Here is a 14,376-nt window from a genome sequence, read left to right on the forward strand (position 1 = left end):
ACGATCAAGCAGGGCGCGACGGTGCTTGCGGATTACACCGCCGACAATCTCGGCCGGCGCACTGGCGTCACGTTCGCCAATGGGGCGTCGCAGAGCTTCGGCTACGACCCGGTGTCGCGCCTGGCGAGCGTCGGCAACACGCTGACCGACGCCAACAATTTGTCGGCGACGTTCGCCTACAACCCGGCATCGCAGATCACGAGCAACGTGCGCACCGGCGACACGTACGCCTGGACCGGGCACGGCAACGGCTCGACCGCGAGCGTGGCGAACGGCTTGAATCAGCTGTCGTCGATCGGCGGCGTGAACACCACGCACGATACCAAGGGCAATCTCACCACCGACCCGATCAGCGGCAAGACGTTCAGCTACTCGAGCGAGAATTTGCTGACCTCGAGCTCAGGCGGCGTGACGCTGGCCTACGATCCGCTGCTGCGCCTGTACCAGGTCGCCGGAGCATCGACGACGCGGTTCGTCTACGACGGGCTCGACGCAATCGCCGAATATAACGGCAGCAACGCGCTGCAACGGCGGTTCGTGTTCGACCCGACCATGGACCAGCCGGTGGTGTGGTACGAAGGCACCGGCACCGCCGCGACCGACCGGCGTTACCTCTCAACCGACGAGCGCGGCAGCGTGATCAGCGTCAGCGACAGCAGCGGTGCGTCGCTCGGGCTCAATACGTACGACGAGTTCGGCAAGCCCGGCGCATCGAACATCGGCCGGTTCCAATACACCGGCCAGGCGTGGATCCCCGAGCTCGCGCTCCCTTCGCGAGGCCCTTCAGCCGGCATTCCGCCCATAATCGTTTGCGCTCGGACTCCAGTGCTTTGAGATACAGGTCAGCCACCGCTCATTACCTCTTGCGGATCTTGCCGGGGCGAACGCGTCGGATCGCGGCATTCCTTTTGTTCACGACATCCTCATCGCTCAACTTGCGCCAACGTTGCACTCGCGCAAGTTCGAGAGTCCTTTGCGCGATAGCGGCACGAATGGCACATCCAGGCTCCTCAGCGTGGGTGCAGTTAGTAAACCGGCACTCGAGCGCGATCGCCACTATGTCATCGAAGACCTCGGCTACGCCAGAGGTCACTTCGGACATTTGAAGCTCGCGCATTCCCGGCGTATCCACGAGCCAGCCGCCTCCCTCCGGACCGGAGCCAAGGCGGTGCATCTCTCGGACGGTAGTCGTGTGAAGTCCCTTGCCGTCACTTTCACGTACAGCCTGTGTCAGGATGGTATTAGATCCTTTCAGCGTATTGACGAGAGTTGACTTGCCGACACCGGATGATCCCACCAGCGCAACCGTTTCCCCAACGCCACATTGAGCCACGAGGCCAGCGGCGCTCTTGGGATCGAGCGCGTTCACCAACTCAACCTGCAGCCCAGGCTGGAGCGCCCGCGCTGCTTCAAGGAAGCAGCCGGGCGCGGGCGAAAGGTCGGCCTTCGTCAGCACGACGATCGGGCGCACACCGACCTCCCGCGCGAGAACAAGGTAGCGCTCGGTGCGCGCGACATTGAAATCCTGGTTGCAGGACGTGACGACGAAAAGTGTATCGACATTAGCCGCGATGAGCTGAAGACGCCTGTCGTCGCTCGGAGCCGGCCTCTTGAACAGGCTTGTCCGATCAAGAATGCGGACGATGTTCCGGCTTTCTCTGTCAATCAGCAGCCAGTCGCCTACGCTAGGCCGGTCTTCTGGTCCCCTCTGCGCGGAGAGGCTGGACGATATCGAAGCCTCCAGACCATCGCCTACGACAGTCACCATTCCCCGATGAACAGACATCACGCGAACAGGCTGGCAGTTGCGATCTTCGTCCAAAGTTACTTGCTTGCGGAAGAACGGTTTCCAGCCGAGTTGGAGAAGGGCCGAACTCCTTGCTTCCATTGGCTTTCAACAGCGCTTTCGTAAGAGCTCGGTCGACCCGCCATGCGACGGCTCATGCGAAAGACTCTTCACTTACGTTTTAGTGCCGTTTTTCTCGTCCGCCGGTTCGTTCCGCAATCCACGCGAGCACCAGGAGCGCCGGCGCCCAGAAAGGGAAAATGCCGTAGAGCGTGTCGCTGGCCGAGTGCGAGTGGCGATCGATTCGCCCAAAAGGTGTTCACGCTAAATGTAAGCGCGCCACCGCACAGCAGCCAGCCCGTGACCGAGTGTCGCAGTCAATCTCGAGTTCGATCGATTTCGAACGATAAACTTGCCACCTTGGGTCGTACCGGTTACGCAACGCTCATTGCCTGTTGAAGGATTCAGCCGGATGGGCTCGGACGGCCGGTTGCGTACACGCTGTCGCGTCACCACGGCGCTGTGCTGCACGCTTGCACCCCTGCTTGCTGTGATCGCCGCATCGCCGGCGCGCGCGGCCGACGAATGCGGGCCGGTTCCGCCGGGCGGCGGGACCGTCGAATGTCCGGCCGCCGATTATCCTGACGGCATCTCTTATGATGCAGGGATCGAGGATTTGACCGTCGTCGTCGATCCCGGTTCGACGGTCGAGGGCGGATTCAGCCTGGACGGACAGAGCGACCTCTCGGCGCTGCTCTATGGCGTCAGCGTTTCCAGCACGGATGATTTCATCAGCGCCGTGTCCGTCAATTCTGCCGGCGGCCAGCTCATCCTCCATGTCGCCGATGCCGCGACGTCCGGTGACGGCGCCGCCGGCGTCTATGCCCGCGACGGCGGCAGCTATGCCGCGGTCTACAGCGGCACCGTCGCGACGACCGGCGACGGGTCGGCGGGCGTGCAGCTGATCGGCGATTACGGCTATCAGGTGGTCGTCGCCGATCTAACCAACACGATGGGCGACGAATCCACGGGAGTGTCGGTCGGAACCAAGTCGGGCGACGTTTTCGCCATGACCTTCGGCGTCGAGACCGAGGGCGACGACAGCGACGGCATCCAGATCTCGTCGGGCAGCGGCGACATCGTGTCGCAGAGCGGACAGCATATCCTCGTCGGCCAGGTGACCACCCATGGCGATCATAGCGATGCAATCGACCTCTCAACCGTCGAGGGCGACATTGCTTCGCGTTCGCAATATGTGACCACGTTCGGCGACCACAGCGACGGCATCCACGCCGTTTCCGGCAGCGGCAACATCGCCATTTACAATGGCTTCAACACCTCTCCCGGGGTGATCGCCACTTACGGCGATCTGAGCGACGGCATCCACGCTGAAAGCGGCGGCAATATCGGGATCGTCAGCGATACCGTTCAGACCCATGGCGCCGGCAGCGACGGCATCGACGCGGCGAGCAGCGGGGGCTCGATCTTCATCGCCTCGAACTCTGTCGAAACCTACGGCGGCGGCCGCGGCATCGTTGCCGACGCGGCGCAGGATCTCGCGATCGTCAGCGGGTCGATCGCGACCGAGGGGAAATATGCGACGGGCATCAGCGCCGTCGCGCATGGCGGCAACATCTCGATCGGTGGTGGCGGCGATGTCGCCACTCGTGGCGATGACGCATTCGGGATCATCGCGACTGCGGCCGGTTCGATCGATGCCGACGTTGGCGATGTCTCGACGTACGGATTTTACAGTCGCGGGATCCAGCTTGTGGCGGGCGGCGACATCAAGCTCCGCGCCGGCGATGTCTCCACGCACAGTCCATCCTTCGCCGCCGCCGGGATTACCGCGATCGCCGGTGGTGGCGTTTCGATCGATGCGGGATCCGTCGATGTCTACGGCAGCCACAGCTACGGCATCTACGCCTATGCGACCGGCGACATTTCGATCGCCGCGGAGTCGGTCAAGACTCGGCACATTTCGGTCGACGGCTACGCTGCCCCAAGCGCCGGGATCGTAGCGGTGTCGACCTATGGCGACATGACGATCGACGCCGGCTCAATCGACGCTGCGGGCGTCGGAGTGATCGCATTCGCCAGCGGCTATTACAGCTCGGGCGACGCTCTCGTCACCGCGGACAGCATCAGCACGACCGGGGACCTCGCGACCGGCGTTCGTGCCGTAACGCGCTATGGCGACACGGAAGTCCGAGCCGGCTCCGTTTCCACCGACGGTTACTATTCCGGTGGGATTTGGATGGTCGGCAATGGAGACAAAGCGACGTTCGGCGATATCCAGACAAGCGGGGACTTTTCATTCGGCGCTTATGCAAGGAGTAGCCAGGGTGGTGTCGCCATCTCCGGCGACCGCGTGTCCACCTCGGGCTACGCGGCGTTCGCGGTATCGGCGATCGCGGATGGGGGCGCCGTCTCGATCAGCGTTGATACCGTCAAGACCGAAGGGATCGGAAGCTTTGGCCTGGTTGGCGCGGCGCTGCGCTATTCGTTCGTCGGCGGATCGGTCGAGTATTTCGGGAATCTCGATATCGCCACCGACGACTTGCGCACCTACGGCGACTTCGCCGGCGCCATCTACGGCGTCACCCAGGCCGGCGACGTCAAGATCGACGCGGGCCATTTGGAGACCCATGGCGCTTATGCGCCAGGGATTCAGGTGATTGCCACGTCGCTCTATGCGCCGGACGATTATCTGCGATCGCCCTCGATCGTGGTGACCGGCGGCGATCTCGCAACCTTCGGCGACCGCTCGGACGCAATATCGATCTATACCAGCCTGGGCGGATCGGTCGACGTGGCTGTGGAGTCCGTCAAGGTCGAAGGAGCTTATTCGGCAGGCGTCGTCGTCGACACGCCATTCGTATTGTTCGGCAGCCCCTCGCCGGTGGATGTGACCCTCGACATCGGCAGCGTTGAAGTGGGCGGGACCGCCGGGGTCGGCGTCCTGGTTTTCGACGGCACCGGTTCGGTCACCATCGATGTCGATTCAGTCGAGGCAACCGGACATAACGCCAGCGGTGTTGTCGCGTTCGGGCGCAACGGCGCAAGCCTCGACGTCAATGCCGGAAGCATCGAATTGCATGATCCCGGTGGCGATTACGCCTTCTTTTCACCGGGGCTTTACGCCGTCAGCAGCGGCGGCAACGTGACGGCCTCTGCCGGCACCGTCACCACCGAGGGCGATGACTCCGCCGGCCTCATCGCGGCGTCGAACGGCACCATCGACTATTACGGCCAAATCCATATCGGGAACGTGTCGGCCTCGGTCGATAATGTGTCGACGCTCGGCGACTATTCGATCGGTGCCGCCGCGACCTCGTCCGGAGGTTCGGTCGATCTCAATGTCGGTTCGGTCGAGACCCATGGCGACTATTCGGTCGGTGTCGCCGGCAACGCGCTCAGCTTCGTCGGTGGCTATGGAGTGTCGGATCATACGCTTCACGGCGGCGAGCTGACCGTTGCCGCCGGCAATGTCGTCACGACCGGCGACCATTCGGACGGCGTCAGCGCGCTCGGTTTCAGCGGCGGCGACACCGATGTCACGGTCGGCACGGTGGAGACCAGCGGAGCCGATTCCTATGGCCTCAACGTCGTCACCAGCGGCCAGGCCAATTATTACACGGGTGAGTTTTACAGCGGGTCGACGACGGTCACCGTCGACAAGGTCACAACCTCGGGCGCGAACTCAACCGGCGTGCGGGTATTCGCTTTCACCGGCGACGTCGACTTGACCGTGGGGTCGGTCGAAACCGCCGGCGAAGGCAGTGATGCGGTCGTCGCGGTCAACGGCTCGGCCGGCTCGGTCGTCGTCAATATTCTCGATCAGGCGCGCTCGATGCATGGCTTTGGCGTCGCCGCCAGCGCCTACGACAATGTTGACGTCAGCATTGCCGAGGGCGCGCGCGTGTTCGGCGGCAAGGTCGGTGTTTACGCCGGCGCCTATGCGGACGGCGCGGCGGCACACATCGTCAACAACGGCGAAATCGCGACGGGCGGCGACGGCATCGCGATCCTCGCAACGGGCCAGAGGATCACGATCGACAACGCAGGCGCGGTGATTGGCCCGGTTTCGCTCACCGATCACGACGACCTCTTTAATAATCACGGTGTGTGGCAAAGCTTCGGCGCGAACCGCTTCGGTCTCGGCGACGACCTCGTCGTCAACGCCGGGCAGTTGATCATCGGGGCCGGACAAGCGGGCGCGGAAACCGACTGGAGCGCGCTCGAGACGCTCGACAACCGCGGTCTCGTGACCATGGCGGATGGTCACGCCGACCAGGTCTTCGATCTCAATGCGACCGCCTTGATTGGGGGGACTGGAAGCCGTCTTTCCATTGATGTCGCGACGACGGGGACGGGCATCATCGCCGATCAGGTCCAGCTCGGAGCGGCGTCCGGCTCGACCCGGCTTCTGCTGAACGGGACCGGCGGCCTCGGCCGCGCCCTGGTTGTCGACGCATCCGCTTCGACCGCAGCCAACAATTTCTCCCTCGGCGAGGAGAGCGTGGACCTCGGCTTGGTTCGCATGTCGCTCGACTATGATGCGGCCAAGTCGGATTGGTCGCTGGTGGGCGCGCCCGATCAAGAGGTATTCGAAGGCGTTCGGTTCGGCGCCCAGGCACAATCATTGTGGCGGCGCGCGGTCGATGTCTGGTCGCTGACGATGGACGAGAGTCCGTCCCCCGAGCGCTTCACCCTGTGGGGCCGCTACCTGACCGGGCACGAGGACCAGGATCTCAGTCCGAGCTTCAGCGTCCTTGGGACAAATCTTACGCCCGCCCTCGATACGCATGCCGAATGGAACGGCGCGGTGCTCGGAGCCAATTTCGGCCATGGCGGATGGACCTGGGGCGCGCTTGCTGCGGTCACCACGCAAACCACGCGCTTCACTTTCGACGATAACAAGCTGCGCGCGAAGGGCACGAGCTTCGGCGCCTATGCCGGCTGGCGCGGCGACAAATTGTTCGCTCGCGCACTCGCCAATTATCAGCATATCCGGGCCAAGGCCGACCTGACCAGCGCCGGAGCGAACGCGAGGATTCCCGGGTCGATTTCCGGACTGCGCGCGGAAGCCGGGCTCGATCTCGCCGCGGGCGCCCTGGAAATTCGGCCGCTCGTTTCGGTGGACTGGACGCACGGACATTTGGGCGATCTCCGCGCGCCGGGCGGCGATCTCGATTTCCGCGGATTCACCAGCCTCGAAGGCAGCGTCGGAGCAAGTTTGAGCGGGGCCTTTCGCATCGGCTCGGTCCCGCTCCATCCCTATGCGGGTATTTACGCGGTGCACGAATTCGCCGCCGACAACGCCCTTGATTTTAACATCGGAAGTCAGTCGCTTCGGCTCGTCGATCGCCCCAAGTCCGACTATGCCAAAGCGACTGCAGGCTTCGCCGCCGATCTTGGGCGCACGGCCCGCATCTCGATCGGCGGCGAAGTCGACGCATTCGGTGGACGTAGCGCACTCAAAGGCGTGATCGGGCTAAGCTGGCACGGCTGACTTCATCCGAAACAGCAGATAAGCCTCCTCGCATGGCAGAACGAAAACCGCGCGCGAAGCCGACGAAGAACAAGGCCGCGGCGGCGGCGGCGCTGGTGCCGCCCGCGACGGATTCCCTCGAGACGACGTCCGCCAAGCCGCCCGCGACCAATATCACCACCTCACGGGGGCTTGCCGCCTGGCTTCGCAGCCAGCGTTGCGCCGTCGCGTTCACCTCATACCAGACGGGCAAGCTCTTTCTGATCGGGTCGCTTCCGGATGGCCGCATCAGCTTTCACCAACAAAGCTATCAACGGGCGATGGGCGTGCATGCCCAGTCCCAGCGGCTTTACGTTGCATCGCTGTTCCAGATCTGGCGCCTGGAAAACGTCCTTGCGCCCAGCGAGCGCGCCAACAAGGTCTTCGACCGCCTGTTCGTGCCGCGCAACGCCCAGATCGTCGGCGATCTCGACACCCACGAAATCGGTGTCGACCGCGCGGGCCGGCTGATTTTCGTCAATACCAAATTCAGCTGTCTGTGCACGACGAGCACGCGCTTCGGGTTTCGCCCGATCTGGAAACCGCCGTTCATCTCCCGGCTCGCGGCCGAAGACCGTTGCCATCTGAACGGCCTCGGCATGGCGGGCGGAATTGTACGCTATGCGACCGCGGTCAGCCGGTCCGACATCATCACCGGCTGGCGCGACCGCCGGCACGAAGGCGGCGTGCTGATCGACGTTCAGGACAACCGAATCGTCACCGATGAATTGTCGATGCCGCACAGCCCGCGGATGCACGCGGGCAAGACCTATCTCCTCGATTCGGGCCGCGGCATGCTGGTCGAGGTCGATGCGAAGTCCGGGAAGCGCCGCGAGATTGCTTTTTGCCCGGGCTTCCTGCGCGGTCTCGCTTTCCACAATGAATTTGCATTGGTCACGGTTTCGCTTCCTCGCGACGGCAGCTTTTCGGGCCTCGAGCTCGACGAGGTGATCCGCAAGCGTGATGGTGAACCATGGTGTGGCGTGCTCGTCATCTCATTATCGAGCGGAGATATCGTGGAATATCTTCGTCTCGACGGCGAAATCCGCGAGTTATTCGACGTCGCGGTGATTGCGGACGCGACGCTGCCGATGGCGATCGGCCTGAATGCCCCGGAGATCCATTCGATGACCTCTTTCGACGCCGAGTTCGGACTCCTCAATCCTGCGCCACAGTGATCGAGGGGCCTGGCGAAATTCTGGCGGCATACCACACACCAGGAGCTGGATGACCCTCGGCTATGGCACGACGGGGCTGTCGGTGGGACAGCGGCTGTTCGGCCTCATGGATTGGTATCGCGACCACACCCTGGCCGAGCATGAGGCCGTCCAAGCGCGCAATCTCGCGCCGCTTCCGGGCGACATGGCTAGCTTTCTCAGTGCGGCGTTCACTGCTACCCGACCGCAGCATCCAGAGACGGGAGCGGCGCGCTATGGGTGATGGCGACGCAGGTGAAACGAGAATGGTTTCCGCTGCGATGGGCCTCCGACCCCTTCTTCGCGCGGGGCCGCCTCTCTTGGCTTTGGCTCTCTTCGTTTTCGATTTTTGGCTATTCGCTCCCGGACTCGTCACCTTCGATTCCATCCGCCAGTACCAGGAAGCGGTAAGCGGCCAGTACACGGACACGCACCCGCCATTGCTGGCCGCCGTTTGGCGCGCGCTACTTCCCCTGTCTCCCGATGCGCGTCCGATGCTCGGCCTCAATCTCGTCCTATATTGGGGCTCGTTCGCAGCGCTTGGGCTCTATTGCGTTCGCTCGAACCCGCGGCGGTTGGCAATCGCCGCCGTGCTCGCCGGACTGTTCCCGTTCTTGCTGTCTTTCTCCGGGGTCGTCTGGAAGGACGTGACGCTGGCTGCGAGCTGGGGCCTTGCGTGCGCATTGTTGCTCCTTTCATGCTCGTCCCGGCCCGATGGCATGGCATTCCGCGTGCTGTGGACGGCAAGCGCGCTGCTCCTGATCTTCGGCGCTGCGATGCGTTACAACGCCGCTCCCGCGGCAATCATATTGGCAATCGCGCTGGTCCAGCCGCTCGATGTCAGCCGCCGCCTGCGCTTCTTCATCTTCGCATTAGTAGCCGCGACGGTAACCTTGGCCGTGCCGATCTCGGCCCGGCTACTTCAAGCGAGAGACATGGCGCCCTTTCAAAACCTGGTGCAATGGGACCTTGTCGGTATTTCCTATTTCAGTGGACAGAATGCCCAGGCCGATCCACCGGTGGCCCTGCGACCGTACAGCCTCGATTGCTACTCGCCCCGGGTGAACCGCTGCCCATTGGTCGAATTCAAGAACACCGGCGAGGCCATCTCGCGCTGGCGCCAGGCGATCGAGCGTGAGCCTCTAGCCTATTTGAAACATCGGGTCCTCGCGTTTGGCATGTTGATTCGCTTCGGGTGCAAGGATTGTCGCCCTTATGTTTGGGAGAGCGGAAGCAAGGACAATCCGCCCGGGCTTGGGTATCGGCCGAATGTCGTCCGAAAGGGCCTCGGCTACGTCATGTTTCAGCTCGGAAAAACCGCGCTTGCTCGCCCTTATGCATGGCTGGTCGCGGCTTTAGGAATGAGCCTCATGCTGCGGGGCAAGGGCCGAAACCTCGATCTGAACGTGCTAGCGCTGATCGCCCTCTCGGGCGCCGTCTACGTGCTCGGATATGCAATCGCTACGGTCACCGACGAGTTTCGCTATACCTATTGGCTGATCTATTCGGTCGTCCTGGTCGGGACCGCATCGGTCTTTGCCGTCGGTGTCCGATGGCGCGACCTGATGGCCTGGGTGGCGGTCCCCGTCCTCGCCGCGATCGCAGTGGACACGCTGGTGCAGTACGTTCACCCCACTGACGGCATCGCTCCATCCATGGCCGCAATCTATTAGCGGTTTCTCCCGAGCTGCCTGGGCGGCGGGCAAGCGTGCAGATTGCCTGATCGCGGGATCATGGCATACACGCGGGCGAACGCGGCCGAGCCGGGTTCGGATCGGGACGCGATAGGATCGCGAGCCCTCGGACGCGGGAGCCTTGTACGTGGCGTTATCAACAGACTTAGGCGAGCGCCGCAGCGTGCTTGTCACCGGCGGCGCCGGATTCTTGGGGTCGTTCTTGTCCGAGGAGCTTCTTGGCCGCGGCCACGATGTGTTGTGCGTCGACAATTTCTACACCGGCATGAAGCGCAACATCGAGCACCTGCTCGACAACCCGCGCTTCGAGCTCTTGCGCCACGACATCACCTTTCCATTGTCGGTGGAAACGGACCAGATCTATAATCTCGCCTGTCCGGCGAGCCCGATCCATTATCAATACGACCCCGTCCAAACCACCAAGACCAGCGTCCACGGCGCGATCAACATGCTCGACGTCGCCAGGAGGACCAAGGCGCGGATCCTCCAGGCTTCGACCTCGGAGGTTTACGGCGATCCCACGGTTCATCCGCAGCGCGAGGAATATTGGGGCAATGTCAATCCGCTTGGACCGCGCGCTTGCTATGACGAAGGCAAGCGGTGCGCCGAAACGCTTTTCTTCGACTATCGGCGGCAGTTCGGCCTCTCGATCAAGGTCGCCCGCATCTTCAACACCTACGGGCCCCGCATGCGTCCCGACGACGGCCGGGTCATTTCCAACTTCGTCGTCCAGGCGCTGAAGGGCGACCCGCTCACAATCTATGGCGACGGCTCCCAGACGCGTTCCTTCTGCTACGTCACCGACCTGATCTCGGGGCTCATCGCCCTGATGGATAGCGACGACGAGATCACCGGTCCGATCAACCTCGGCAACCCGGTGGAGTTCACCATGCGCGAACTTGCGGACCTCATCATCGACCTGTCGGGATCGCGGTCCGCCATCCTACACCAGCCATTGCCGGAAGACGATCCTCGGCAGCGCAGTCCCGACATCGCGCGCGCCCGCGAAACCTTGGGCTGGGAGCCGGGAATCGCCCTTCGCGATGGTCTCCGAACGACCATCGGCTATTTCGAGGAATTGCTGAGCCTCGGCGTCAACGCGGGGACCGGATCGCAATGAGCAAGGCACTGATCGTGGGGGGCGCCGGCTATATCGGAGCCCATTGCTGCAAGGCCTTTGCCCAATCGGGTTGGGAGGTCGTCGCCTTTGACGACCTTTCGCGCGGTTGGCGCGACGCGGTCCGATGGGGACCATTGATCGAAGGCAACCTTCTGGACGGCAAGGCGATCGGAGCGGCCGTTCGCGACGCCGGTCCCGATGTCGTCATCCATCTCGCGGCGTTCGCCTATGTGGGGGAATCCGTCACCGATCCGGCGCTTTATTATCGCAACAATAGCGTCGGGACCCTCAATCTCCTCGACGCCATGCGCGATGCGGGCTCTCAATCCTTGATCTTTTCGAGTAGCTGCGCGGTCTACGGCAACCCGGTCGTGCTTCCGATTGAGGAAACGCACCCGCGGCTTCCGATCAATCCCTACGGCCGCTCGAAACTCAGTGCCGAGATGATGATCGAGGATTATTCCCGCGCCTACGGCTCGCGGGCAGTGTCGCTTCGCTATTTCAATGCAGCCGGCGCCGATCCCGATCTTGAGATCGGCGAACGGCACCAGCCCGAGACCCACCTCCTGCCGCTCGCGATCGAAGCGGCCTTCGAGCCCAGCGCCGAGCTGGTGGTGATGGGGACGGACTTCGATACGCCGGACGGCACCGCGCTTCGCGATTACATTCATGTCACCGACCTCGCCGAGGCTCATGTCGCTGCCGCAAAGTTCCTTCAAGCGACCATCGGATATCACGCGTTCAATTTAGGCACGGGGCAGGGGACGAGCGTTCTTGAGGTGATCGGCGCCGTCGAGCGGGCTTCAGGAAAGCCGCCAAGCTATCGCCCGGGACCGCGGCGCGAAGGCGACCCTGCCCAATTGATCGCGTCCAGCAGCAAGGCCAACCAGGAGCTCGGCTGGGAAGCGACGATGTCGGACATCGACACTATCGCCCGTTCTGCAGTCGCCTGGCGCCTGAGGTCCGAAAGCCGTCCTTCCTAAACCATGACGGTGCTGGTGACCGGCGTTGCGGGGTTTATCGGCTCCGCAGTCGCGCGACTGCTCCTCACTCGAGACGAGGAGATCGTCGGCCTCGACAATCTGAACGATTATTACGATCCTTCGCTCAAGAGGGCGCGGATAGAGCGGCTGACCACCGAGTTCGGGCAGCGGTTTCGCTTTGCGGTCGCCGATTTTGCTGACCCGGCCGCGTTAGGCGAGGCCCTCGCGGCATGCGAGATCGAACGCATCGTGCATCTGGGAGCTCAGGCGGGCGTTCGCTACAGTCTCTCCAATCCCGCAGCTTACGTCCAATCAAACCTTGTCGGCCACTCGAATATCGTTGAGCTCGCCCGTGCCCGGGACATCAAGCATCTCGTCTACGCGTCCTCCTCATCCGTCTATGGAAACAATTCACAGCTTCCGTTCCGGGTCGAGGACCGAACCGATCATCCGCTCTCGCTCTATGCGGCGACGAAAAAGTGCAACGAGCTGATCAGCGAGAGTTATGCGAACCTCTATCGCATCCCGACGACTGGCCTTCGCTTCTTCACGGTCTATGGGCCGTGGGGGCGCCCCGACATGGCGATGTGGATTTTTACCGAGGCCCTGCTCAGCGGAAAGCCCATCCCGTTCTTCAACGGAGGGCGGATGCGCCGGGATTTCACGTTCGTGGACGATGCGGCGGGCGCGGTTGTATCCTCACTCGACAGTCCGCCAGCAGACGATCGATCGGTCAAGGCCGGAGGGAGCGTGGGTCCTCACGCCCTTTACAATATCGGGAACAACCGAAGCGAGGCGCTCGGCCGGGTCATCGAGATTCTCGAAGAGGCGACCGGCAAGCGCGCCTTGCTCGAGCCCAGGCCGATGCAGGCGGGAGACGTGCCCGAGACCTTCGCCGATATTGGTGCGGCCGAGCGCGACCTCGGCTTTCGGCCTGCTACGTCCATCGAAGTCGGCATTCCCAGATTCGTCGATTGGTACCGCGACTATCATGGCCTCGCCTGACAAGCGGCTCCGGCCTACCGCTAGCCTCTTGCGGGCCACCGCTGTTTCGCGGCGGGCCAAGCGGTCCAAATCGAGACGGGTGCCGGCCGGCACTTTCGTTGAACTTCAATTAACGCTAGCATAGGTGACAATAATTAAACGCTAATTGTGGCGTGAGCGCATATGCTTCTTCCTACCGGCCCGACGGGCGCACGGCCTTCCTCATGAAGATCAGGGCGCTCAGCCTCGTCAAGAACGAGGGCGATATCATCGCGCACAACCTCCGCGCCGCCTGCGCATGGTGCGATGCCATTTATGTCTTCGACAACGGCAGCACCGACGGGACGTGGGAGATCGTTCGCGGGCTGGTCGGAGAGCTGCCCGCAATCGTTCCGTTCAAGCAGGACTCCAAGCCATTCTGTGATTCGCTGCGCCAGCAGATTTTCGAGCGCTTCCGCAATCAAGCGCAGCGGGGGGACTGGTGGTGCATCCTCGATGCCGACGAATTCTACGTCGACGATCCACGGGCGTTCCTGAAGCGCGTCCCGGACATGTACAGGTCGGTGTGGCCGCAACTCTATACCTATCTGTTTACCGAAGCGGATGCGGCGCTGCCTGTCGATGCGCCGGCGCCCGAGCGGCTGCGTCATTACGTCCTTGGCGAATATAGCGAACCTCGCTTCGTCCGGCACGAGCACGGGATGAGGGATTTTCCCCCGAAGCAATTGCACCCCATCTACCCCGAGCGCATCCGGATGCGTCACTATCCTTATCGCTCGCCCAAACAGATCGAGCTTCGCCTCGCAACCCGGCGAGAGGCGATGAAGAACGGCGAGTTTGCCCATGAATTGCGCTCAAACTGGGCGACTTCGGCGATTGCGAGCGAGCTCGACCCCAACGCTTTGCCCGAACGCTGGGAGGAACGGCTGGCGACGTGCGACGAGTGCTGGCTCGATCGCGGCTCCGAAAGGCTCCTGCCGGCGCTGCCGTGGCGCTCGCCCGGCCTCCCGGCGTCCGGGCCCGAGCCAATCAAGAGTCTCGCCACGCAGATCAAAGAGCTGCTTCTAGGAAGCTGAGTTG

Annotated in this window: 9 protein-coding genes and 1 pseudogene; 9 read left to right on the top strand and 1 reads right to left on the bottom strand. The window is 62.9% G+C overall.

Translation table 11 applies throughout. The features are described from left to right. Positions 1 to 834, top strand: a pseudogene (locus N539_RS18770) (hypothetical protein); the annotation flags it as partial. Positions 835 to 856: 22 nt separating this feature from the next. Here N539_RS18770 and rsgA read toward each other — a convergent pair. After that, positions 857 to 1,888 carry a ribosome small subunit-dependent GTPase A gene (gene rsgA, locus N539_RS0108165; protein WP_028969873.1) on the bottom strand — a complete coding sequence of 344 codons (1,032 nt, stop codon included), beginning with the start codon at positions 1,886 to 1,888 and terminating at the stop codon, positions 857 to 859. A 388-nt stretch (positions 1,889 to 2,276) separates the two neighbouring features. Here rsgA and N539_RS0108170 point away from each other — a divergent pair, with 388 nt between their 5' ends. The 8 genes from N539_RS0108170 to N539_RS16140 all read left to right on the top strand — a co-directional run bounded on the left by N539_RS0108170 (position 2,277) and on the right by N539_RS16140 (position 14,372). After that, complete coding sequence (locus tag N539_RS0108170; RefSeq protein ID WP_156029836.1) at positions 2,277 to 7,301, top strand: hypothetical protein; 5,025 nt, start codon at positions 2,277 to 2,279, stop codon at positions 7,299 to 7,301. Between the two features lie 32 nt (positions 7,302 to 7,333). Further along, positions 7,334 to 8,497: a TIGR03032 family protein gene (locus N539_RS16135; RefSeq protein WP_037552682.1), complete on the top strand. Its 1,164-nt coding sequence runs from the start codon at positions 7,334 to 7,336 to the stop codon at positions 8,495 to 8,497. A 49-nt stretch (positions 8,498 to 8,546) separates the two neighbouring features. Then, entirely contained in the window at positions 8,547 to 8,759 is a 213-nt protein-coding gene (locus N539_RS18775) for a hypothetical protein (RefSeq protein WP_028969875.1), read from the top strand. A gap of 82 nt (positions 8,760 to 8,841) precedes the next feature. Continuing rightward, entirely contained in the window at positions 8,842 to 10,188 is a 1,347-nt protein-coding gene (locus tag N539_RS0108185; RefSeq protein WP_028969876.1) for a hypothetical protein, read from the top strand. 184 nt (positions 10,189 to 10,372) lie between these two features. Then, positions 10,373 to 11,329: a UDP-glucuronic acid decarboxylase family protein gene (locus tag N539_RS0108190; protein ID WP_028969877.1), complete on the top strand. Its 957-nt coding sequence runs from the start codon at positions 10,373 to 10,375 to the stop codon at positions 11,327 to 11,329. Continuing rightward, positions 11,326 to 12,312 carry a UDP-glucose 4-epimerase GalE gene (galE, locus tag N539_RS0108195; protein WP_028969878.1) on the top strand — a complete coding sequence of 329 codons (987 nt, stop codon included), beginning with the start codon at positions 11,326 to 11,328 and terminating at the stop codon, positions 12,310 to 12,312. The genes N539_RS0108190 and galE overlap by 4 nt, the downstream gene beginning before the upstream one ends. 3 nt (positions 12,313 to 12,315) lie before the next feature. Then, the gene (locus tag N539_RS0108200) at positions 12,316 to 13,317 is read left to right on the top strand and encodes an NAD-dependent epimerase/dehydratase family protein (protein ID WP_028969879.1); all 1,002 of its coding nucleotides are present in this window, start codon (positions 12,316 to 12,318) and stop codon (positions 13,315 to 13,317) included. Positions 13,318 to 13,469: 152 nt separating this feature from the next. After that, positions 13,470 to 14,372, top strand: a complete 903-nt coding sequence (locus N539_RS16140; RefSeq protein WP_156029838.1) for a glycosyltransferase family 2 protein — start codon at positions 13,470 to 13,472, stop codon at positions 14,370 to 14,372. Positions 14,373 to 14,376: the final 4 nt, after the last annotated feature.

The organism is Sphingomonas sp. URHD0057 (assembly GCF_000620665.1).
In the GTDB taxonomy this organism is placed as follows: domain Bacteria; phylum Pseudomonadota; class Alphaproteobacteria; order Sphingomonadales; family Sphingomonadaceae; genus Sphingomicrobium.

What these genes read in the sequence shown, in the direction of transcription:
- N539_RS16135 (WP_037552682.1), top strand. Translation starts at nt 7,334, where the DNA reads ATGGCAGAACGAAAACCGCGCGCGAAGCCGACGAAGAACAAGGCCGCG.
- N539_RS18775 (WP_028969875.1), top strand. Translation starts at nt 8,547, where the DNA reads ATGACCCTCGGCTATGGCACGACGGGGCTGTCGGTGGGACAGCGGCTG.
- galE (WP_028969878.1), top strand. Translation starts at nt 11,326, where the DNA reads ATGAGCAAGGCACTGATCGTGGGGGGCGCCGGCTATATCGGAGCCCAT.
- rsgA (WP_028969873.1), bottom strand. Translation starts at nt 1,888, where the DNA reads ATGGAAGCAAGGAGTTCGGCCCTTCTCCAACTCGGCTGGAAACCGTTC.
- N539_RS0108200 (WP_028969879.1), top strand. Translation starts at nt 12,316, where the DNA reads ATGACGGTGCTGGTGACCGGCGTTGCGGGGTTTATCGGCTCCGCAGTC.